At 42.1% G+C, this 22,912-nt stretch carries 21 protein-coding genes and 2 pseudogenes; 22 read left to right on the forward strand and 1 reads right to left on the reverse strand.

The window, feature by feature from the left end:
- The first annotated feature begins 1 nt into the window (after position 1).
- From IGJ74_RS05195 to cls, 8 genes and pseudogenes are all read left to right on the forward strand, one after another.
- Positions 2 to 835 (forward strand): sugar ABC transporter permease, encoded by an 834-nt coding sequence (locus IGJ74_RS05195; RefSeq protein WP_005237297.1) that lies wholly within the window; start codon positions 2 to 4, stop codon positions 833 to 835.
- 10 nt (positions 836 to 845) lie between these two features.
- On the forward strand, positions 846 to 1,661 hold the full coding sequence (locus IGJ74_RS05200; protein ID WP_008377324.1) for a maltodextrose utilization protein MalA: 816 nt from the start codon (positions 846 to 848) through the stop codon (positions 1,659 to 1,661).
- 247 nt (positions 1,662 to 1,908) lie between these two features.
- Positions 1,909 to 4,293, forward strand: a pseudogene (secA, locus tag IGJ74_RS05205) (preprotein translocase subunit SecA); the annotation flags it as partial.
- Positions 4,294 to 4,338: 45 nt separating this feature from the next.
- Positions 4,339 to 4,413 (forward strand): annotated as a pseudogene (locus IGJ74_RS05210) (SEC-C metal-binding domain-containing protein); the annotation flags it as partial.
- An 87-nt stretch (positions 4,414 to 4,500) separates the two neighbouring features.
- A protein-coding gene (prfB, locus tag IGJ74_RS05215) for a peptide chain release factor 2 (protein ID WP_101495161.1) occupies positions 4,501 to 5,608 on the forward strand; the annotation gives its coding sequence in 2 pieces (ribosomal slippage) (positions 4,501 to 4,572 and positions 4,574 to 5,608; 1,107 coding nt in all).
- Between the two features lie 112 nt (positions 5,609 to 5,720).
- The gene (gene ftsE, locus IGJ74_RS05220) at positions 5,721 to 6,407 is read left to right on the forward strand and encodes a cell division ATP-binding protein FtsE (protein WP_005237293.1); all 687 of its coding nucleotides are present in this window, start codon (positions 5,721 to 5,723) and stop codon (positions 6,405 to 6,407) included.
- Positions 6,400 to 7,284, forward strand: coding sequence for a permease-like cell division protein FtsX (gene ftsX / locus IGJ74_RS05225; protein WP_005237292.1), 885 nt, complete (start codon positions 6,400 to 6,402; stop codon positions 7,282 to 7,284). The genes ftsE and ftsX overlap by 8 nt, the downstream gene beginning before the upstream one ends.
- A gap of 123 nt (positions 7,285 to 7,407) precedes the next feature.
- Positions 7,408 to 8,853 carry a cardiolipin synthase gene (gene cls, locus IGJ74_RS05230; RefSeq protein ID WP_008377328.1) on the forward strand — a complete coding sequence of 482 codons (1,446 nt, stop codon included), beginning with the start codon at positions 7,408 to 7,410 and terminating at the stop codon, positions 8,851 to 8,853.
- 63 nt (positions 8,854 to 8,916) lie between these two features.
- Here cls and IGJ74_RS05235 read toward each other — a convergent pair whose 3' ends face one another.
- Positions 8,917 to 9,036, reverse strand: a complete 120-nt coding sequence (locus tag IGJ74_RS05235) for a DUF4044 domain-containing protein (RefSeq protein ID WP_005237290.1) — start codon at positions 9,034 to 9,036, stop codon at positions 8,917 to 8,919.
- A gap of 332 nt (positions 9,037 to 9,368) precedes the next feature.
- On the opposite strand from IGJ74_RS05235, the gene IGJ74_RS05240 reads away from it, so the two are divergent.
- The 14 genes from IGJ74_RS05240 to IGJ74_RS05305 all read left to right on the forward strand — a co-directional run bounded on the left by IGJ74_RS05240 (position 9,369) and on the right by IGJ74_RS05305 (position 22,906).
- Entirely contained in the window at positions 9,369 to 9,737 is a 369-nt protein-coding gene (locus IGJ74_RS05240; protein ID WP_218193171.1) for a DUF3397 domain-containing protein, read from the forward strand.
- 198 nt (positions 9,738 to 9,935) lie between these two features.
- Complete coding sequence (mraZ, locus tag IGJ74_RS05245) at positions 9,936 to 10,367, forward strand: division/cell wall cluster transcriptional repressor MraZ (protein ID WP_005228792.1); 432 nt, start codon at positions 9,936 to 9,938, stop codon at positions 10,365 to 10,367.
- A 24-nt stretch (positions 10,368 to 10,391) separates the two neighbouring features.
- Complete coding sequence (gene rsmH / locus IGJ74_RS05250) at positions 10,392 to 11,351, forward strand: 16S rRNA (cytosine(1402)-N(4))-methyltransferase RsmH (RefSeq protein WP_008377332.1); 960 nt, start codon at positions 10,392 to 10,394, stop codon at positions 11,349 to 11,351.
- Positions 11,352 to 11,356: 5 nt separating this feature from the next.
- Complete coding sequence (ftsL, locus tag IGJ74_RS05255) at positions 11,357 to 11,776, forward strand: cell division protein FtsL (protein WP_008377334.1); 420 nt, start codon at positions 11,357 to 11,359, stop codon at positions 11,774 to 11,776.
- Positions 11,777 to 13,972: a penicillin-binding transpeptidase domain-containing protein gene (locus IGJ74_RS05260; RefSeq protein WP_008377336.1), complete on the forward strand. Its 2,196-nt coding sequence runs from the start codon at positions 11,777 to 11,779 to the stop codon at positions 13,970 to 13,972.
- 15 nt (positions 13,973 to 13,987) lie between these two features.
- A complete protein-coding gene (mraY, locus tag IGJ74_RS05265) occupies positions 13,988 to 14,950 on the forward strand; it encodes a phospho-N-acetylmuramoyl-pentapeptide-transferase (protein ID WP_005237283.1) in 963 nt (320 codons plus the stop codon).
- A gap of 12 nt (positions 14,951 to 14,962) precedes the next feature.
- Positions 14,963 to 16,321: a UDP-N-acetylmuramoyl-L-alanine--D-glutamate ligase gene (gene murD, locus IGJ74_RS05270; RefSeq protein WP_005237282.1), complete on the forward strand. Its 1,359-nt coding sequence runs from the start codon at positions 14,963 to 14,965 to the stop codon at positions 16,319 to 16,321.
- A gap of 15 nt (positions 16,322 to 16,336) precedes the next feature.
- Positions 16,337 to 17,431 (forward strand): undecaprenyldiphospho-muramoylpentapeptide beta-N-acetylglucosaminyltransferase, encoded by a 1,095-nt coding sequence (gene murG / locus IGJ74_RS05275; RefSeq protein WP_218193172.1) that lies wholly within the window; start codon positions 16,337 to 16,339, stop codon positions 17,429 to 17,431.
- A gap of 86 nt (positions 17,432 to 17,517) precedes the next feature.
- Entirely contained in the window at positions 17,518 to 18,510 is a 993-nt protein-coding gene (locus IGJ74_RS05280; RefSeq protein ID WP_005237280.1) for a cell division protein FtsQ/DivIB, read from the forward strand.
- 153 nt (positions 18,511 to 18,663) lie between these two features.
- Positions 18,664 to 19,986 carry a cell division protein FtsA gene (gene ftsA / locus IGJ74_RS05285; protein ID WP_005237279.1) on the forward strand — a complete coding sequence of 441 codons (1,323 nt, stop codon included), beginning with the start codon at positions 18,664 to 18,666 and terminating at the stop codon, positions 19,984 to 19,986.
- A gap of 31 nt (positions 19,987 to 20,017) precedes the next feature.
- Complete coding sequence (gene ftsZ, locus IGJ74_RS05290) at positions 20,018 to 21,262, forward strand: cell division protein FtsZ (protein ID WP_005237278.1); 1,245 nt, start codon at positions 20,018 to 20,020, stop codon at positions 21,260 to 21,262.
- A gap of 12 nt (positions 21,263 to 21,274) precedes the next feature.
- Positions 21,275 to 21,946: a YggS family pyridoxal phosphate-dependent enzyme gene (locus tag IGJ74_RS05295; protein ID WP_008377340.1), complete on the forward strand. Its 672-nt coding sequence runs from the start codon at positions 21,275 to 21,277 to the stop codon at positions 21,944 to 21,946.
- A 16-nt stretch (positions 21,947 to 21,962) separates the two neighbouring features.
- On the forward strand, positions 21,963 to 22,616 hold the full coding sequence (locus IGJ74_RS05300) for a cell division protein SepF (protein WP_005237276.1): 654 nt from the start codon (positions 21,963 to 21,965) through the stop codon (positions 22,614 to 22,616).
- A 26-nt stretch (positions 22,617 to 22,642) separates the two neighbouring features.
- Positions 22,643 to 22,906: a YggT family protein gene (locus tag IGJ74_RS05305; protein ID WP_005228822.1), complete on the forward strand. Its 264-nt coding sequence runs from the start codon at positions 22,643 to 22,645 to the stop codon at positions 22,904 to 22,906.
- The last annotated feature ends 6 nt before the right edge of the window (positions 22,907 to 22,912 follow it).

The following is a 22,912-nucleotide window of genomic DNA, read 5'->3' on the forward strand; positions in this document are numbered from 1 at the left end:
GATGAAAAAGAAAAAGTTTTCTTTCAGCAAATTATTTACCTACTTGTTTATGATCGCTTTATCGATCGTTATCATCTATCCCTTGTTGATTACCGCAACCTCAGCCTTCAAGGCAGGGAATATGATCGCCTTTCGCTTGGATTTTGATGCGGATTGGACATTGAACAACTTTCGACGATTGTTCAATGAAACCCCCTATTTGACATGGTATAAAAACACCTTGATCGTGGCTGTTTCCACGATGGTGATCCAAGTAATGATCGTAACACTGGCAGGGTATACTTACAGTCGTTATCGCTTTGCCGGTCGTAAGAGCAGTTTGATGGTGTTCTTGATCGTTCAGATGGTGCCAACGATGTCGGCGTTGACCGCTTTTTATGTCATGGGCTTATTAGCAAACGGTCTAGATAGTTTCTGGTTCTTGACACTGATCTATATCGGTGGTGGGATTCCCATGAATACTTGGCTGATGAAAGGGTACTTTGATACGGTACCGATCGACTTGGATGAATCAGCAAAACTTGACGGTGCAGGGCATTTCCGCATCTTTTGGCAAATCGTTTTGCCCCTCGTAAAACCAATGGTTGCCGTCCAAGCATTGTGGGCCTTTATGGGGCCATTCGGCGAATTCTTGCTGGCGCGGTTCTTGCTTCGCTCACAAGAGCGTTTGACCGTCGCAGTCGGGCTGCAGACCTTTATCAACGATGCCCGTAATCAACGGGTCGCACTCTTTGCGGCTGGTGCGATTTTGATCGCCGTACCGATTGCTGCACTGTTTTTCTTCTTACAAAAATACTTTGTTTCAGGTTTGACCTCGGGCGGAACAAAAGGATAGGAATGATAGGATGTCTGAACAACGATTTCCCTTAACATACTTTGGGGCCATATTTTCTCCAACAAAAGTCTATGCATGGCGTAAAAAATTAAATCGCTGGCAGCAAGTGTTTGTCTATATTTTCTTGATGTCCTTGCTGATGATCCCGCTGACCTTGATGATCAGCAAGCAAACGGATCAAGCATTTGCAGCATTTTTCCCCCATGCAAAAACACTCATGACTGCTGAGACAGCAGCCGAATACAGTGAACTGCAGCTGGAAGATGGCAAACTTTTAACGGATGAGTCACAAGTCTTTTCACAAACAGAAGCGGGCATTATAGGTGTTGCGCTTTCAGAAGCGGACCTTGAGGAAGCAAAATATGCCATCAATTTTCGTGAGACAGACTGGACCATCAAAGAGGAAATCGATGGACAAACCTATCATTATGAGATGCGTTACACGGCGGAAATGATGCCTGATCAAGTGCATGATGCGGCTTCGTTTCAGAAAGTGATCGAAGACGGCTTTTATCGCAACAACGAGACGGCGATTTTCTTCAGCCAGACGATCACGGTGGCATTTTTATTGGTGGCAATGAATAGTATCCTCGTCATGGGCGCAGCGTTTTTCCTCTGGCTGACGAAAAAGTCGCGACTGTCGACGATCAGCAGTTTCAAAGAAAGTACCAACGTGATTTTAAATGCACTGGGGGCAGGCTCTCTGGTGGCGATGTTGGCAGGATTTATTGGCGCGGACATCATCTTGATGATTGGGATCCAATCTTTAGGCATGCTGCTGATGCTCTTCTTAGCTTTCTTAAAAACCCGTTTTAAAACGGCCTAATTTGCAAATATTCGCAACAAGTCATTTGGACGTGCGCTGGACTTTGGGCACCGATCGATGGCTTGTTGCGTATTTTTTCCCTTCGTTTCTTTAAAATCTGTGAAAAAAGGTTAAGAATCCGTTTATCACGCAAGATTGATGCGATAGTTCTATCGAAAAATATTTCATTTATGGTGAACTAGTGCTAAAATAGTTAGGAGAGTTTCCAGCTAGGATAATGTAGAAGTAAAAGGAGAATTATTAAGGTATGGCCAATTTTTTTAGAAAATTAATCGAAAACGACAAAAAAGAATTAAAACGTCTTGACCATATTGCGAATCAAGTTGAATCACATGCGGATGAAATGGCCGCTTTATCTGATGAACAATTACGCGGGAAAACCGATGAATTTCGTCGTCGTTTCCAAGAGGGAGAGACTTTGGATAAATTATTACCTGAAGCTTTTGCAGTAGTACGTGAAGCTGCAAAACGCGTTTTGGGTCTTTATCCTTACCACGTCCAATTAATGGGTGGGATCGTCTTGCATGATGGGAATATTCCAGAGATGCGTACCGGTGAAGGGAAAACCTTGACGGCGACATTACCTGTTTATTTGAATGCCTTGAGTGGTCAAGGCGTCCATGTCGTAACCGTCAATGAATACTTGGCAACTCGTGACTCGACTGAGATGGGAGAGCTGTACAACTTTTTAGGATTGACAGTCGGTTTGAACATCAACTCAAAATCAGCAGAAGAAAAACGTGCGGCGTATGCTTGTGACATCACTTATAGTACAAACAATGAATTAGGGTTTGACTATTTGCGGGACAACATGGTGGTTTATCGTCATCAAATGGTACAACGTCCATTAAACTATGCCATTGTCGATGAAGTCGATTCGATCTTGATCGATGAAGCGAGAACGCCATTGATCATTTCAGGACAAGCAGAAAAATCGACCGCGCTATACAATCGGGTCGACAATTTCGTCAAACGCTTGACGGAAGAAGAAGACTACAAAATCGATATTCAATCAAAAACGATCGGCTTGACAGAACGCGGGATCGAAAAAGCGGAAGAGACCTTCGGCTTAGAAAACTTGTATGATATCGAAAACACCGCATTGACCCATCACTTGGACCAAGCGTTGCGGGCGAATTACATCATGATTCGTGACATTGATTACGTGGTGCAAGATGGCAAAGTAATGATTGTTGACCAATTTACAGGTCGGATCATGGATGGCCGCCGCTATTCTGACGGGCTGCATCAAGCGATCGAAGCAAAAGAAAGTGTCGAGATCGAAGATGAAACCAAAACGATGGCGACGATCACATTCCAGAACTACTTCCGGATGTACAAAAAATTGTCTGGGATGACCGGTACTGCGAAAACGGAAGAAGAAGAGTTTAGAGAAATCTATAACATGCAAGTCATTCAGATTCCTACGAACAAACCGATCTTACGGGATGATCGTGCGGACTTGCTTTATCCAACACTTACCAGCAAATTCCAAGCAGTCGTTCAAGACATCAAAGAACGCCACCGCAAAGGGCAACCAGTCCTTGTAGGGACGGTCGCTGTTGAGACTTCTGAATTACTATCATCAATGCTTGATCAGGAGAAAGTTCCTCATGAAGTATTGAATGCCAAGAATCACTTTAAAGAAGCGGAAATCATTTTGAATGCTGGGCAAAAAGGCGCTGTAACGATCGCGACCAATATGGCTGGTCGGGGAACGGATATCAAGTTGGGTCTTGGTGTTGCAGAACTAGGCGGATTGGCAGTTATTGGTACCGAGCGTCACGAATCACGACGGATCGACAACCAGTTGCGGGGACGTGCGGGACGTCAAGGAGATCCAGGGATGTCGCAATTTTACCTGTCGCTAGAAGATGATTTAATGAAACGTTTTGGTTCTGAACGAATCAAAGTGTTCTTAGATCGGATGAAAATCGATGAAGGCGATGCCGTGATCCAAAGCAAGATGCTTTCAAAACAAGTAGAATCTGCCCAAAGACGAGTGGAAGGGAATAACTACGATACCCGGAAAAACGTCTTGCAATACGATGACGTAATGCGAGAACAGCGGGAAGTTATTTACGGACAACGTCAAGAAGTAATCATGGAAGAAACGGATCTTTCACCACAATTAATGAATATGGTGAAACGTTCCATCAGCCGTGTCGTTGACAGTCATACGCAATTAGAAGAAAGCAATTGGAATTATGAAGGAATCGTTGATTTTGCTGCCAATGCACTTGTTCATGAAGATACCATCAGTATTGAAGACATCAAGGGCAAATCAGCTCAAGAGATTAAAGATTATCTAAACCAACGGGCAGAAGAAGTCTTTGAACAAAAGAAAACACAACTTAATAGTCCAGAACAATTACTGGAATTTGAAAAAGTAGTGATTTTACGAGTCGTTGATACGAAGTGGACCGACCACATCGATGCCATGGATCAATTGCGCCAATCGGTTGGGTTACGGGCTTATGGACAAAACAATCCGTTAGTTGAATACCAAACAGAAGGATTCAATATGTTTGAAAACATGGTTGGAGCCATCGAGTATGAAGTAACTCGTCTGTTTATGAAGGCAGAAATCCGCCAAAACGTTCAACGGGAACAAGTAGCCCAAGGAGAAGCACAAGGGGTAGAAGAAGCACCGGCTGCCCAAGCGCCAAGTTTCAAAAACGTGGGCCGCAATGATCCTTGTCCTTGCGGAAGCGGGAAAAAATTCAAGAATTGCCACGGGAAAAATATGTAACAAGTTTTGAAAAAGGTGAAGTAGGCTGGCAGACGTTTTTGTCCAGTCTACTTTCGTTTGTAAGAAAAAAAGAAAGAAGGAATTTTAATGGAAATCGCAGATATTCGGAATCAATTGACCCAGATGAATGAAAAAATAATCAGTTTTAGGGGGTCTCTTTGACTTAGATCAGTTAGAAGAGGACATTGCGGAAGCGGAACACCAAATGGCAGATCCTACCTTTTGGGATGATTCAGAAAAAGCTCAACAAGTCATTAACGCCAACAATGCCAACAAAGAGACTTACGATCAATTCAATCAGCTAGCAGAAGAATTGGAAGAACTCGAAGTGATGTTGGAAATGATTCAAGAAGAAGCCGATCCGGAAATGGAAGCAGAACTTGATGCGCGAATCGGTAAGTTAAATGAGAAAATGGCTTCTTATGAATTGTCGATGTTGTTAGATGAACCCTATGATCGAAACAATGCCATCATCGAGCTGCACCCGGGAGCAGGCGGTACCGAGTCGCAAGACTGGGGCAGCATGCTGTTACGGATGTATACTCGTTTTTGTGAACAACATGGGTATCAGGTGGAAACTTTGGACTATCAAGCCGGTGATGAAGCGGGGATCAAAAGTGTCACATTACTTGTGAAAGGCCACAACGCCTATGGCTATTTGAAGTCGGAAAAAGGCGTGCATCGCTTGGTCCGTATTTCACCTTTTGATTCTGCTAAGAGACGGCATACGTCATTTTGCTCGGTGGATGTGATGCCAGAATTAGATGGGGCGATCGATGTGGAGATCAACTCAGATGATTTGAAGATCGATACGTACCGCGCAAGCGGCGCTGGTGGACAGCACATCAACAAAACCGAATCTGCTGTGCGGATCACTCACATTCCAACAGGTACAGTGGTCGCTAGCCAAGCCCAGCGTTCACAGCTGAAAAACCGTGAGCAAGCGATGGGGATGTTGAAAGCCAAGCTGTATCAATTAGAAGTCGAAAAGAAAGAACAAGAAGCAGCAGCCTTGCGAGGCGAGCAATTAGAGATCGGCTGGGGCTCGCAAATTCGTTCTTATGTCTTCCATCCCTATTCAATGGTCAAAGATCACCGAACGAATTTCGAAACTGGGAATGTACAGGCAGTCATGGATGGCGATTTGGACGGCTTTATCGATGCCTATTTGAAGCTGAAACTGAATCAAAAATAACCTGGTATGACTTAAACAGATTGAAACACAATTGTAATCTGTTGCAAGCAAGGTGAAATATATTCATGCTATAATAAGCCAGAATGAAAATTTGAGATGGAGAGATAGCTGTATGATAGAAATGAAAGATATAATGAAAAAGTACTCTAATGGTACGACTGCTATCCGTAACCTTTCGATTTCAATTGATCAAGGGGAGTTTGTCTATGTCGTTGGACCATCCGGCGCCGGAAAATCAACCTTTATCAAATTGATGTATCGAGAAGAAAGAGCAACAAAAGGCGTTTTGAATGTCGCAGGATATGATTTGGTCGGCATGAAAAACCGTGAGATCCCTTTGATGCGCCGGGAAATCGGCGTGGTCTTCCAAGACTACAAACTTTTACCGCGGAAAACGGTCTTTGAAAATGTTGCTTATGCAATGCAAGTTATCGGACGCAAACCCCGTGATATCAAAAAACGGGTGATGGAAGTTTTGGATTTGGTCGGACTGAAACATAAAGTTCGGGTCTTTCCAAGTGAACTTTCCGGTGGGGAACAACAACGGGTGTCGATCGCTCGTGCCATCGTAAATACACCGAAGGTATTGATTGCGGATGAACCAACCGGAAATCTAGATCCTGAAAACTCATGGGAAATCATGAAATTGCTTGATCGAATCAATGCACAAGGAACAACGGTCGTTATGGCGACCCATAATAGTACGATCGTAAATACGATTCGTCATCGCGTGATCGCGATTGAGAATGGCCGCATTATTCGCGACCAAGCGGAAGGAGAATATGGTTACGATGATTAGAACATTTTTCCGTCATCTCCTGGAGAGTATTAAAAGTTTAAAGCGTAACGGCTGGATGACTATCGCGTCATTGAGTGCCGTGACGATCACATTAACATTAGTCGGTATTTTTCTAGGTGTAATCTTAAATGCAACAAAACTAGCCGAAGATATTCGTGAGAATGTGGACGTGTCGGTTTTCGTTGATATTGGTACAGAACAAGAAGACATGGATGCTTTAGAACAGGCCTTAAATGATCTGCCGAACGTTTCAGAAGTGACATTTTCTAGTCGAGACGAAGAATTGCAGAAGATCCAGGATGCCATGGGGGATTCATGGAACTTGTTCGAAGGCGACAGTAATCCACTGTATAACGTATTTGTTGTAAGTGCCACAGATCCAGAGTATACGACAGAGATCGCAGAACAAGCTGGGGATTTGCCGAATGTCTTTAAAGCCGATTACGGTGGAGATTCTTCTGACCGAATCTTTGAATTGTCTGCGGCTGTGCGGACTTGGGGCTTAGCTGCTGCTGTCTTACTGATTTTTGTGGCAATGTTCCTAATCTCTAATACGATTCGGATCACGATTTTGTCCCGTCAAAGAGAAATTCAAATCATGCGTCTGGTTGGGGCGAAAAACGGCTACATTCGTTGGCCATTCTTCCTTGAAGGAGGCTGGATCGGACTCTTAGGATCAATTGTCCCAATTGCGTTGATGTACTTCGGGTATCATCAAGTTTATGCAATGGTCAATCCATCCTTGCTACGTTCAAATTACAGCTTAATTGCACCAAATATGTTTCTAATACAAGTGTGCGGTGTGATGGCACTGATTGGTATCGTGATTGGTTCGCTTGGTTCCGTCTTATCAATGCGCCGATTTTTAAAATTCTAAACGTATGTTTTATTAAAGTCGATCGTCAGATCGGCTTTTTTTGTTTCATCACAGTGTTTCTTTACTTTAGGTACTATTTTTTGATATGCTTTAGTAGCGGGAAATCGGGGAAGAGGTGGAAAAATGGTTGTAATGGATAATTTGGTAACCATTTTATTTATAGTTAATATTTTGTTATCAATCATTATCATTTTCAGAGAGAGACGTCAGACTGCTCAGACATGGGCCTGGCTTTTGGTCTTGATGTTTATTCCAATCGTTGGTTTTGTGCTTTACTTTTTCTTTGGTAGAGGAATTTCCAAGGAAAAGATTTTCGATATGCGCTCACAAGCAAAGATTGGTCTAAACGTTGAATTAGACGAACAAAAACAAGCGCTCGCGCGTCATTTGTTTCCGCATCCGCCGACTGCTCAAGTAGAAGTCCAGCAGTTAGTCTATCTGCTGACGGTCTTTGGTCAATCCCTCTATACGACAGCCAATAGTATGACACTTTATACTGATGGGCGGCAGAAATTTGATGCCTTGATCGCGGATATCGAACAGGCAAAAAATCACATTCATATGGAATATTATATTTATCGCAGTGATGCATTGGGAAATGAGGTCAAAGAAGCATTGGTACGAGCCGCAAAGCGAGGCGTAAAAGTAAGAGTCTTGTTAGATGCTTGGGGCAGTACCCAGGTATCATTGAAGTTTTTTGATGAATTGCGTCTGCATGGCGGGCAAATTGCCTTTTTCTTTCCTTTGTTCGTTCCTTATGTCAATCCGCGAATCAATTATCGGAATCATCGTAAAATCGTGGTGATTGATGGTGAGATTGGTTATACAGGCGGTTTTAATGTGGGAGATGAATATCTAGGACAAGTGGAAAAATTTGGTTATTGGCGAGACAATCACTTGCGAATTGCCGGTTCAGCTGTCTATTCGCTGCAAAATCGGTTTTTGATGGATTGGAATTCACAACATGCCTTGGAGATCAAATATGATCCTTCTTTGTTTCCTGAAATCAAACAAGCGGGGACAGTCGCAGCCCAAGTTATCACTAGTGGTCCTGATACGGAACATGAAGAAATAAAAATGACGTATTTGAAAATGATCAATTTAGCCAAAAAAGAAATTCTAATCCAAACGCCCTACTATATTCCGGATGAAGCTATTCACAATGCCTTAAAGTTGGCACTGCTTTCTGGGGTGAAAGTCCATATCCAAATCCCTAATAAACCGGATCATCCCTTGGTATATTGGGCGACCTACTCCTTTGCGGCTGAGCTGCTTCATTTTGGCGCAATCATTGAAACCTATGAGAAAGGGTTTATGCATGCGAAAACGATGATTATAGATAGTGGACTTGTATCGATTGGCTCAGCAAATATCGATGTTCGATCCTTTCGTCTGGATTTTGAAGTCAATACGATTATCTATGATGCGCAACTTGCGACTCAAACAAAAGAAGCGTTTCTGGCGGATTCGATCGATTCCAAACCATTAACGATCGAAGCATATCAACAAAGAAAATTGACGATCAAGATCAAGGAAGGCCTGGCACGTCTTGTGTCACCGTTACTTTAAAAAAAATGCCCTTTTCCAAAAGATGGAAGCCATCATTTTGGAAAAGGGCATTTTTTAATAGAATTAACCCATAATACTTGTGTACGCTGCTAAGAAAATCGAGCCGACAGTGAGAATAAGCATGGTCCAGATCACGACTTGCGTGATTTTTGCAAAGGTACTTTTTGGTTTTTTCTCGTTCATTCTAATCCACCTTTTAGAGTTATTCTAGTGACAGTTTACCCTCAATTTCTCAAGAACTCAAGTTGATCCAAGGAGAAATTAAGAAAATTTCAATTTCACCATAAAAAAATTCGTTAGAATGGCAAGATAGGCTTGTTGAAGCTACTCCCTTCTGTTTTAATAGGTAAAGAAATACATTCTCTAAAACTTTCAAAAGTTAGTTGTTGAAATAAGAGCCTCCTTAAAAAATTTCATGGCTGTCTTATTCCGGCTTAAATTTTTAAAAGAACTGAAACATGGATGTAAAGAAAATAAAGTATAGTGACACTAGTTGTTAGAAAGGATTTTGCTGTATGTCTGGATTTAATCCAATCGTTTTGTTTTGGTATATTTTTCCTGTGCTCGTTTATTTTGCTTGTCGTTTTATCGTTTCTGCACTTTCGTTGAATGATCGTTACCATGTGAAGGCACCGGATTTAGCGGTACCATTTTTAATGGTGGGGATTCATCAATTATCAAAATATACTTTTGATCAAGCAATCACATTGTATTATTTGATCTCCATTTTTTTATTAGGCATTCTACTGGCCGTCTTTCAGGCGTACTACTATGAAGAGATCCAATATGGTCGCTATTTTAAGATGTATTGGCGCAGTATTTTTCTATTTACGATCATTTTTCATGTCGTTTTGATCATTCTAAATATCGTAAGTTACTTATAGTGTTTTGCCCCTTGATAAACGTCCATTTTTTTACTTAAAGTTTTTTTAAAGACTTTAAGGAGTCTGATTTCGTCTTTTTGTTCATTTGGTAAAGAAAAGTCAAACAACTTCCCTTTCAAATTTCATATAATTTGTGGTAGAAAGTGGGGGATTGTGGTAGACTGTGAATATCAGGTGGAGATCGGGGGTTATTTATCGATGTTTATGGGTGAATTTCAACATTCGATAGATGCAAAAGGCCGACTAATCGTCCCTTCAAAACTACGAGAAAAACTCGGAGAAAAATTTGTTGTGACACGTGGATTAGATGGCTGTTTATTTGGCTACCCCTTATCTGAATGGGAAAAACTTGAAGAAAAACTAAACGAAATGCCTTTAGCGAAAAAGGATGCTCGGACATTTGTCCGCTTCTTTTATTCTGCTGCAACAGAGTGCGAGATCGATAAACAAGGACGAATCAATATCCCTGTTACATTGAGAAATCATGCAGACCTTACTAAAAGCTGCGTGATCATCGGGGTTTCAAATCGAATCGAGATTTGGGATGAAACGCGTTGGCAAGCATTCTCTGAAGAAGCAGAAGAAAACTTTGATGAAATTGCTGAAACAATGATCGACTTTGGCTTATAGGCTTGATAGGAAGAGGAAAAACACATGGCAGATTTTCAACACTACACCGTTATGCTACAGGAGACCGTTGATGGATTATCAATTCGTCCAGAAGGCGTCTATGTCGATTGTACATTAGGTGGAGCTGGTCATAGTGAATATTTATTGTCACAACTGTCTGAAGAAGGACATCTCTTTGCTTTTGATCAAGACCAAACCGCCATCGACCATGCAAAAGAACGTTTAGCACCTTATGTTGCTAAAGGGATGGTCACGTTTATTAAAAGTAATTTCCGCTATTTAAAGGAAGCATTGAATCAACACGGCGTAAGCCGAGTCGATGGTATTTTGTATGATTTAGGTGTTTCCTCACCCCAATTAGATGAAGCCGAACGTGGCTTTAGCTACCACCAAGATGCACCGCTGGATATGCGGATGGATCAAACTGCAGCATTGACTGCCTATGAAGTGGTCAATCAATTCGACTACCATCAATTAGTCAAAATCTTCTTCCGTTATGGAGAAGAAAAATTCTCAAAACAAATCGCTCGTGAAATCGAGCGGGTGAGACAAGATCATCCCATCGAAACAACGGGGGAATTGGTCGATATCATCAAAACAGCCATTCCAGCTCCAGCAAGAAGAAAGGGCGGTCACCCAGCAAAACGGGTTTTCCAAGCCATTCGAATTGCAGTCAATGATGAGCTAGGTGTAATTGAAGAATCACTTGAACAAGCCATTCATCTTTTAGCAGTCAACGGACGTGTCAGTGTGATCACGTTCCACTCATTAGAAGATCGCATTGTGAAATCGATGTTCAAGGAATACAGTACACCAAAGGATATGCCACCAGGTCTGCCGATGATACCAGAAGAATTTCAACCAACACTAAAACTTATAACAAGAAAACCACTTCTTCCTACTGAGGAAGAAGTAGCTGAAAATAATCGTTCTCGTAGTGCGAAACTACGAATCGCGGAAAAAATCAAGGAAAGCGAAGGGTAACAACTATGGCAGAACTAAAAGTTCATGACTATGAATTCAGAGAACCTCTTGAATCACAACCTTTGGATCACTCTGAACCGACAACTGAAAAACTGCCTACTGATCCCCAGCGTCCTGAGGTCATCCGTGTACCAGCATCTCCGGCTCGTCGGTTAAAAAGTATTTCTACTCTAGAAAAACTGATTGCTGCCTTTGTGATTATCGCTGTATTGACGTTGGCAATCTTGACCATCAATATTCGGACCAATATCAGCCAAGTTGAGCATGATATTTCCTTGATCCAATCGGATATCACTGAGAAAACAACACAAGCAGAACAGTTGGAACAAGAGAAAAATGAACTTTCTAAAACCGAGCGCATCCAAAAGATTGCTGAGGATAATGGATTGTCGATCGATGATGGCAATTTAAGGAAAGTGGACTAAATGAAGTTAACAGATAAATTCAAGCAATACTTAAAAAAGAACAATCAAACTACAACGAACAATCGCAAAAAAGTAGGTATTATTCTCTTTGCTACGAGTATTGGATTGTTCTTTTTGTTTGTCACGCGTTTGAGCTATATCGTCATTGTTGGGGATGTCGCGGGAACTTCATTAGCAGAAAAGACCAAAAATCTTTATGAAGGCAGCGAAGTGATCAAAGCGAAACGTGGAACAATCTATGACCGTAATGGGATTCCGATCGCCGAAGATGTGACCTCGTATTCCATTTATGCTGTTTTGAATCAGAATTACAAAGATGGCAACAAAAATCTCTTTGCAGAAAAAGCAAACTTCAATAAGTTGGCCAAAATTTTGTCAGATGTATTGTCCATTGATCAAGAAACAGCAGTCAATACGTTAGAGGATGGCCTTGAGCAACAATTGTGGCGGGTCTCTTTTGGGAGCAAGGGAAATAATATTACATTAGAACAAAAAAATGCGATCGAAGATGCAATGGAAAAAGAAGATATTGCCGGCTTCCATTTTGATAGCCATCCAGCTCGCCTTTATCCGAATGGGGTCTTTTCTTCTCACTTTATCGGGTATGCTGTTGCCAATGATGACGATACTGGTCTAGTCGGCAAAACTGGGTTGGAAGCTGCTTACAATGATGTATTATCGGGAACTGATGGTGAGATCGTTTATCAAAAAGATAACAATCAAAACCCGCTGCCCGGAACAGTAGCAGAGACCGTCGCAGCCGTTGACGGGAAAGACGTTTATACCACCATCGATAGTCGAATCCAAAGCTATTTGGAAACGCTGATGGACAGCGTCTTTAAAGAAAACAAACCAGAAAACTTAACAGCGAACTTAATGGATGCCAAAACCGGCGAAATCATAGCGATGGCGCAACGACCAACCTACAATCCAGAAAATTTGGATTCGATCAATGATTGGCAAAATCTGTTAGTTGAAGACAACTATGAGCCAGGATCAACCATGAAGATTTTGACGACAGCAGCTGCCATCGATCAAGGCATCTTCAATGAGAACGAAACCTTTACCCCAAGTCCTGATGGATTAAAACTTTATGATGCAACCATCAATGACTGGGACTTTGGTCAAAAAGGAACACTGACGATGCGCCAAGCTCTTTCATGGTCCAGTAATATCGGAATGGTGACCTTGGAGCAGCGGATGGCTGATCGTTGGCAACAATACTTAAAAGAATTTGGCTTTGGCCGTAGCACCTATTCAGGATTGCCTAACGAAAATACTGGAATCACCCCAGAAGATAATCCTGTCAGCCAAGCGATGACTTCCTTTGGTCAAGCGATTGGTGTGACGAATTTCCAAATGATGCAGGCTTTCACATCGGTCGCAAATAATGGAACGATGCTGAAACCACAATTTATTAGTAAAATCGTTGATGGCAATACTGGAGAAGAAACGGTCACGCAACCAGAAGAGGTCGGCCATCCGATCACAAAAGAGGCTGCAACAGAGGTCCGTGAATATATGCGTGATGTTGTCGAGAGTGAAAATTATGGAAGTGCCTATGGCGTTTATGAATTACCTGGCTACAACATTTCTGCAAAAACAGGGACGGCCCAAGTAGCCGATCCAACAACCGGTAAGTATTTGTCTGGTGGCACCAATTATCTATATTCCGTTGTTTTGATGTTTCCTTCAGAAGAACCAGAATACATTTTGTATTTGACGATTAAATTACCAGAGAAGCACGAAAGCACCGTGTTGGGTGAAATTGCCAATCCATTGATGAAACGGGTCATGGATCTGAAAAACTCTGCATTAGAAGAAAGCACAACATCTGGTAGCGAAACAACTGTGGGGGATTATCGCAATCTCGATACAGAATCGGCTGCAACGGATGTTCAAAAAGCTGGATTGATCCCGGTAGTCATCGGGGATGGTGAAAAAGTCATTGCCCAATCGGTTGACAGTGGGACTTCGATCATGCCTGGCGGACGGGTACTGCTCGTTACCGACAGCGATAAGTACTATATGCCGGATACGACTTCTTGGTCAAAAGCAGACTTAATCAAATTTGGTAGTCTGCTGAATGTAGACGTCAGTTTTGAAGGAAACGGCTATTGTACCAAACAAAGCGTGGAACCATACACCGAATTATCAGGACAATCGATCAAGTTTACACTAAGTGAAAACGAATAAATAGGAGAGAACAATATGGAATGGACAGAGATGATATTACCTTTGGCAAGTGGCTTTGCGATCGTAACAGCCACAATGCCTTTGTTTATCGGCTATTTTCAAATGAAGAAATACGGACAGGAAATACGTGGTGACGGCCCCAAATGGCACAATGTAAAGGCCGGTACACCAACGATGGGTGGGTTTGTATTTTTGATTTCTGCAATGATCACTGCCATCTGGGTAGGAGCATGGCAAAATCAATTGACTGCTTCATTGTTCATTCTTTTGTTCATTACCTTGGTTTATGGTGCATTAGGATTTCTTGATGACTTCATCAAGATTTTCCGCAAACGAAATATGGGGCTGAACTCGTTGCAAAAGCTGATTGGACAGATTTTAGGCGGACTCGTCTTTTACTTTGTTTTCCGATCCGAAGGCAATGCGGATGTACTGAATTTCTTTGGGATAGACGTGTCGCTATCGATTTTTTATGGCTTGTTCGTCATTTTTTGGCTTGTTGGTTTTTCAAATGCAGTCAACTTGACGGACGGTATCGATGGGCTAGTCGCAGGACTGGGCACGATTTCTTTTTCAACTTACGCACTGATTGCTTGGCGACAAGATCAAATCGATGTGTTAATCGTTTGTCTTGCGATCATCGGCGGATTGATCGGCTTCTTTCCCTACAATCGCAAACCGGCAAAAATCTTTATGGGGGATGTCGGCTCACTGGCTTTAGGCGGTCTGCTGGCAGCTATCTCGATTCTTTTACACCAAGAATGGACCCTATTGCTTGTCGGACTGGTCTATGTTTGTGAAACAGCAAGCGTGATGCTGCAAGTTGCCTCATTCAAATTAACAGGCAAACGAATCTTCAAGATGTCACCCATCCATCATCATTTTGAAATGAGCGGATGGTCTGAGTGGAAGATCGACACTGTGTTTTGGTGTATCGCGTTAGGTTGCTCGTTGCTCACAATAGCCCTTGTATGGTAGGAGATGAAGAAAATGAAAAAAATTACAACATATCAAAATAAAAAAGTTCTTGTGCTAGGATTAGCGCGTAGTGGATTCAGTGCGGCCAAATTGTTACATGATTTGGGCGCACTTGTGACCGTTAATGACGGAAAGCCATTTGCTGAAAATCCAGAAGCACAAGATCTTTTGGCTTTAGGGGTCAAAGTGATCACTGGCAGCCACCCGATTGAATTATTGGATGAAGGATTTTCGCTAGTCGTTAAAAATCCAGGGATCCCCTATTCACAACCTCTTGTTCAAAAAGCTTTAGAGAAAAAAATTCCTGTGATCACGGAAGTGGAACTAGCGTATCAAATCTCTGAAGCGCCGATTATCGGTATTACTGGTACGAATGGAAAAACCACCACAACGACTATGATCGCCAATGTCTTGAATGCTGGAATGGAAAAAGGACAGGCATTGCTTTCTGGAAATATCGGGTTTCCTGCAAGTTCCGTTGCTCAAACAGCTAAGCCTGAAGATCGCTTGGTGATGGAGCTTTCAAGTTTCCAATTGATGGGAATCGATACCTTACGGCCGAAAATCGCTGTCATCACGAATATATATGAAGCCCATATCGATTACCATGGTAGTCGCCCGGAATATGTCTTAGCAAAATGGCGCTTGCAACAACGAATGACCGCTGACGATTATTTAGTGATCAACTGGAACCAACCGGAACTAGAAGCACTGTCGGCCAAATCAAAGGCGAAAATCATTCCTTTTTCCACCAAGGAAAAAGTAGCAGGAGCATATATGCTTGATGGGATGCTCTACTATAAAGAAGAAGCAATTATGGCAGCGGAGGAACTTGGCGTACCAGGGGCACACAATATTGAAAATGCCTTAGCGGCGATCGCTGTTGGAAAACTTTGCAATATGCCAAACGAAGCAATCAAACAAGCGTTGCAAACCTTCACTGGGGTACCTCATCGGACCCAGTATGTCACCACCATCAATCAGGTGAAATTTTTCAATGATTCCAAAGCAACCAACATCTTAGCAACAGAAATGGCCTTAGGCGGTTTTGACAATGAGAAATTGGTCTTATTGGCAGGCGGCTTGGACCGTGGCAACAGTTTTGATGAGTTGGTTCCAGCACTAAAAGGACTCAAAGCTATCGTAGTGTTTGGAGAAACAAAAGAAAAATTAGCCTCAGCCGCTCAAGCAGCTGGCGTAAAAACGATTGAAATGACAGACAATGTTGAAACAGCCGTCCCAGTTGCCTTTTCTTTAAGTGCTGCTGGAGATACGATTCTATTGTCACCGGCGAATGCAAGTTGGGATCAATACCCTAATTTTGAAGTTCGCGGCGACAAATTTATGGCGGCAGTAGCAGAACTTAAATAGAAATGAGTGAAGGACATGAAAATACTTGTGACTGGCGGCGGTACTGGCGGCCACATCTATCCAGCGTTGTCTTTTGTCGATTACGTAAAAGAGATTGACCCGACAGCCGAATTTTTATACATTGGTGCAACAAGGGGCTTAGAGAATAAAATCGTCCCTCCAACAGGTATTCCTTTTAAAACGTTAGAGATCCAAGGCTTTAAGCGTAAGCTGTCTTTTGATAACGTAAAAACGATCCAGCTTTTCATGAAAAGCTATTATGCAGCAAAGAAAATCATCAAGGAGTTTCAACCGGATGTGGTGATTGGCACCGGCGGCTATGTTTCTGGCGCCGTGGTCTTTGCTGCAGCGAAGTTGAAAATACCTACCATTATTCATGAACAAAATAGTGTTCCTGGAATCACCAATAAGTTTCTAACCAAGTATGTGGATAAAATCGCCATTGCTTTTCACGATGCTTCTCAATACTTTCCAGCGAAGAAAACGGTGCTTGTGGGCAATCCCAGGGGGCAAGAAGTACGGAATAGTCAAAAGTCGACGATTTTGTCTTCTTACGATTTAAATCCGGCGAAAAAAACGATTTTGGTTTTTGGTGGGAGTCAAGGAGCTCTGAAAATCAACCAAGCGATCATTGATGCGCTGCCGCTTTTTGCTCAAAAAGAGTATCAGTTACTTTATGCATCTGGCGAAAGGTATTACAAAGAGATCGAAGAAAAAATCGGGATGTCAAAAGATGCTTTCCCTAATATCAGTATTCGTCCCTATATCGATCAAATGGCAGAAGTGATGGCAAATAGTGATTTGTTGATTGGACGAGCAGGTGCCACATCGATTGCCGAATTTACGGCATTAGGGATTCCAGCAATTCTGATTCCTAGCCCTTATGTGACTAATGACCACCAAACAAAGAACGCCCAAAGTTTAGCTAATGCAGGAGCAGTCAAAATGATTGCCGATCATGAACTAAACAGCCAAAACCTCGTGGAAGCAGTAGATAGTATCATGCAAGATGAAGCCCTTCGTAGTAAGATGGCCAAAGCCTCAAAAGAACAAGGGATCAGCGATGCCTCAGAACGATTATTTCGACTTGTGCAAGAGGTAATCAAATAGTACAATGTGTGGGATAGAAAGGAGCGATTATCATTAGTAAAGACAAAACACCTCATGATGATCAAACCCCCTCGTCAACGGAAGAGTTGACCCCTTGGCAAAAAGAAAATCTAAAATATTTGCAAGAAAAAGGCAATCAGCCAGCTTGGTCTTCACCCGCTTCTGAAGAAACAGAAGACATGAAAGAAGCGCATGAAGATGAAGAGGAGTTGGCAGAAGAAGCACTTTTTGAAGCAGAACAAGCGATAGAAGAAACCGACGCTGGGAAAGAAGAGCTGCCTGAGCCAGAAAAAAAGGCTCGCTCCTTTGCTGACCGGCTACCTAATCTAAAGGCGTACCGCAATCAAGTATTGATTCGCCGTTTAGCGCTGATTATCGGTTTACTGATGATTCCTTTGCTGATTGTTTTGTATTTTGTTTCGCCGCTTAGTCGTTTGGCTAATGTGGTGGTCAAAGGCAATCAAGAAGTATCCGCAGAAGCGATTCTCAAAAATTCTGACCTAGCCGTCAATGAAGAGATGTGGCCGCAATTTTTTGAACGGAATCAGAGTGTAGCAGCAATCAAAAAAGAATTGCCGCGCATAAAAAATGCTTCTATTTCTTTATCCGGTATTAATCGTTTTGATATCACTGTCACTGAATTCCAGGAAGTGGCTTTATTAGCCAAAGATGGCGGCTATGCACCAGTTTTGGAAAATGGCGCTGTTTTGGATGATATCAGTGAGCAGCCAGAGGAAGGATTGCCGGTTTTAGAAAATTTTTCGGCTGAAGACAAAATCAAGGCGACACTCAGTGCCTATCAAGAATTAAGTTCAGAAATTCGAGATGGCATTTCTCAAATCAAATACACCCCCCGTGACAGCAATGATGAACTGTTAACTCTCTTTATGAATGATGGCAATCAAGTGATTGTCAATATCTCAAATATGGTGAGTCAAATGCAGTATTATCCGCAAATTGCCAAAGATTTGACCGAGGACAGTATTGTGGATATGGAAGTTGGGATCTTTACTTACCCAATTTCAAATACACAAGAAGACGATGCAGACGAAAATCAAACAGCTGATAGTGATTCTTAGGAAAAATTCAAGAGTTTTTTTCATTAACTTGTTTCTAAAAAGCGCCATTATATGGTAGAATTGGTAACAGTGAACAAATTATTCGAATGAACTCTAAAAACGGACTGTGATGGTTCGCTATATATCCAATTTAAGTAGGAGGGAACCCCATCCATGGCAAAAACGGGAATGTATGTTGGCCTTGATATCGGTACGACATCTGTAAAAGTTGTAGTAGCCGAATACGTTGACAGCCAAATGAATATCATTGGTGTAGGAAATGCAAAATCAGAAGGAATCAACCGTGGCATCATTGTAGATATCGATAAAACGGTACAAGCCATTCAAAGAGCAGTAAGACAAGCAGAAGAAAAAGCAGGAATTCAAATTCGCAGTGTAAGTGTTGGTGTACCAGCCAATCTTCTTGAAGTGGAAAATTGTCAAGGGATGATCGCTGTCAACAGTGAATCAAAAGAGATCACCGACGAAGACGTCCGCAATGTTGCTTCCGCAGCACTTGTACGTTCAACCCCTCCTGAAAGACAGATCATTGCTATCTTACCGCAAGAATTTACAGTGGATGGTTTTGAAGGGATCAAAGATCCTCGTGGCATGATCGGTGTTCGCCTAGAGATGTTTGGTGTGGTTTATACAGGTCCAAAAACCATCATTCACAACATTCGTAAATGTGTGGAAAAATCTGGTCTGATCGTTAATGAAGTAGTCATTACGCCATTAGCACTGACAGAATCGATTTTATCTGATGGTGAAAAAGATTTTGGTACGATCGTTATCGACATCGGCGGCGGCCAAACGACGACATCAGCGATGCACGACAAGCAATTGAAATTTACCCATGTGAACCAAGAGGGTGGCGAATTTGTCACAAAAGACATTTCGACAGTTTTAAATACCTCCTTCAACAATGCAGAAGCATTAAAAATCAATTATGGGGATGCGTATCCTGAACGGACATCCGCTAGTGAAGAATTTCCAGTGGATGTGATTGGGAAATCAGAACCTGTGAAGATCGATGAACGCTATTTGTCAGAAATCATCGAAGCACGTATGGAACAGATCTTTACCAAATCAAAAGAAGTCTTAGATGAAATTGATGGACTTGATTTGCCAGGTGGCGTGATTTTGACTGGTGGTGCTGCAAGCCTGCCGGGTGTCGTAGATTTGGCTCAAGAAGTATTCGAAACAAACGTTAAGCTTTACGTTCCTAATCATATGGGACTTAGAAATCCTGTATTCACCAATGTAATCAGTATCGTTGACTATTCAGCAAACTTAAGCGAAGTCTATCAGCTTGCCAAAAGTGCGATCACTGGTGAAAAAACAGTCGCGCAACAGCCCGTTGCCATTCAACAACAAGAAGTGCATTACGAACAATATGAAGCTCCAGAAGAAACTTATGAAGAAACAGAAGAAGAGAAAAAAGGTGAGTCGATCACAAACCGAGTAAAAGATTTCTTCTCAAATATCTTTGAATAATCTAAAACGATTCTCAGGAGGAAGATAAACTATGGAATTTTCAATTGATAATAACATCAATGACGGCGCTGTGATCAAAGTCATCGGAGTCGGCGGTGGTGGCGGCAACGCAGTAAATCGTATGATCGAAGAAAATGTCAAAGGCGTAGAATTTATTGCAGCCAACACTGACGTTCAAGCATTAAAAAATTCAAAAGCAGAAACAGTCATTCAATTAGGCCCTAAATATACCCGTGGTCTTGGTGCTGGTTCACAACCAGAAGTTGGTCAAAAAGCAGCAGAAGAAAGTGAAGATTCTATTCGTGAATCATTAGAAGGCGCGGATATGATTTTCATTACCGCTGGTATGGGTGGCGGAACCGGGACCGGTGCTGCACCGATCGTAGCTAAAATTGCCAAAGAAATCGGCGCATTGACAGTCGGCGTCGTTACTCGTCCGTTTACATTTGAAGGACCAAAACGCGGCCGTTTTGCTGCTGAAGGAATCGCTAAATTAAAAGAGAATGTCGATACCTTATTGATCATCTCAAACAACCGTTTGTTAGAAGTTGTTGACAAGAAAACGCCAATGCTTGAAGCATTCCGTGAAGCAGACAATGTCTTGCGTCAAGGGGTTCAAGGGATCTCAGACTTGATCACTGCACCTGGCTATGTCAACTTAGACTTCGCTGATGTGAAAACAGTGATGGAAAATCAAGGCACCGCTTTGATGGGAATCGGCGTTGCTAGCGGCGAAGAACGCGTGATCGAAGCAACGAAAAAAGCAATCTCTTCACCATTGCTAGAAACATCGATCGATGGTGCTGAACAAGTGCTATTGAACATCACTGGCGGATTGGACATGACTTTATTTGAAGCACAAGATGCTTCTGATATCGTCGCTCATGCGGCAACAGGTGATGTAAATATTATTTTAGGTACATCAATCAATGAAGACTTAGGCGATGAAATCCGTGTGACTGTCATTGCAACTGGCATTGACCCTTCTAAAAAAGAACGTGGGTCTCGCTCTAGCAGACAAAGTCAAAGCCAAATTCATTCTATCCCACAAAAACCAACCTTAGATATGGACCAAGCGCGTCCTGCACAAGCAGAAGAAAGCAATGGTTTTGGTGATTGGGATATCCGTAAAGAACAAAATGTACGACCTAAAGTAGAAGAAAACACATTTGAAAATGTAGAAAAGAAAGAATTCGACACCTTCAGCCGTGATGAAGTACGCTCGAATGATGACGACGAATTAAGCACACCACCATTTTTCCGTCGTAAACGCTAGGGGGCAGAGCACATGATTTCTGAGAACTTGCACAAGATCCAGCAAGAGATACAGGACTCCTGTGCTCTTGTTTCTAGAAATGCCAGTGAGGTCTGTTTGACAGCTGTGACAAAATCCGTCGATACAGAAACGACAAGAGAACTTCTAGAAAATGGTGTGCGTGATTGTGCAGAAAATCGAGTAGAAAAGCTACTTGAAAAAAAGGCAGCATTAACTGATTACCCAGATGTCCGTTGGCATTTTATTGGTAATTTACAGCGCAGAAAGGTAAAATCAGTTATAAATGAGATTGATTTTTTCCATGCGTTGGATTCAATCAAACTGGCACAAGAAATTCAAAAACGAGCAGAGCATCCGATCAACTGCTTTGTGGAAGTGAATGTTTCGCAGGAAGCAACGAAACAAGGGATTTTCGTAGAAGAGGTGGTGGCTTTTATTGAAGCACTCGCTTCGTTCGACAAAATTCGTGTTGTTGGATTGATGACGATGGCCCCGCTCACTGCTTCCAAAGACGAGCAGCATCAGATTTTCAAAGAATTAAAAAGGATTCAACAACAGATCGCTGACCTGCATCTTACACATGCCCCTTGCTTAGAAACGAGTATGGGAATGAGTAATGACTTTCCCATTGCGATTCAAGAAGGCGCAACATTTATTCGTGTAGGAACAGCATTATTTCAATAAAAAAGGAGGTTGACCGATGTCGCTCAAAGAGAAACTGACCAATTTTTTTGGATTGACTGACGAAGAAGATTATTATGAAGAAACATTTGCCACTGAAGAACCGGCACGCACGGCAGCGAAACCAGCTGTGAACCAAGGAGGAGCTTTTACCGCCCCTAGAACAACAGCGAGTACGCGTGCTTCTAGCCAAGCGGCTTCTTATACAACAAGTCAACCACAAAATCAAGCCTATCAATACAGACAGCAGCCTCAAACTGCTGCCTATCAACAATCCTCAGCGGCGGCTGAACGAGTAAGATCGGTGCCTAAGACGGAAGAAAAAGTCGTTCCAATGGCGCAACAAAGAACTAATACGAGAGTCAAAGACACAAAAGCAAAAGAAACTTCTCCACAAATGGCTGGAAAAATAACGATCGTAGAACCACGCGTTTATTCAGAAGCTATGGGGATTGCGAAGCAAGTCATCAATGGAGATGCTGTACTTGTTAATTTTCATTTAATTGAAGAGTACCAAGCTCGTCGAATAGTTGATTTTTTAACAGGAACAGTGTACGCTGAAGATGGTGATATCAAGCGTGTTGGCGATGAAATTTTTCTTTGCACGCCTAAGGGTATGGAAATTGAAGGCACTGCCCAAACATTAGCAGATACCAATTTTTTTGATATCTAAAGTGAGGAGGAACGCCAATTTTATTCTTGAGATTCGTTAAATTACTGAGTGATGCTGTTTATCTGTATACCATTTTATTAGTGATCTATGCACTTTTGTCTTGGTTTCCAGGAGGGTATCAGTCCGCTTTTGGCCGTTTCTTAGCAAAAGTGTGTGAACCGTATTTGAGTTTATTTGATCGATTGAAATTAAGTTTTGCTGGTATCGATTTTACGATTGCATTTGCAATTATTGTCTTACAGCTAGCATCACAAGCATTGATATTGATCCTACAATCAATTTTATTTTAACGTAAG

Origin of the sequence: Enterococcus sp. AZ009 (assembly GCF_050548785.1) — a bacterium.
GTDB classification, from domain to species: Bacteria; Bacillota; Bacilli; order Lactobacillales; family Enterococcaceae; genus Enterococcus_D; species Enterococcus_D entomosocium.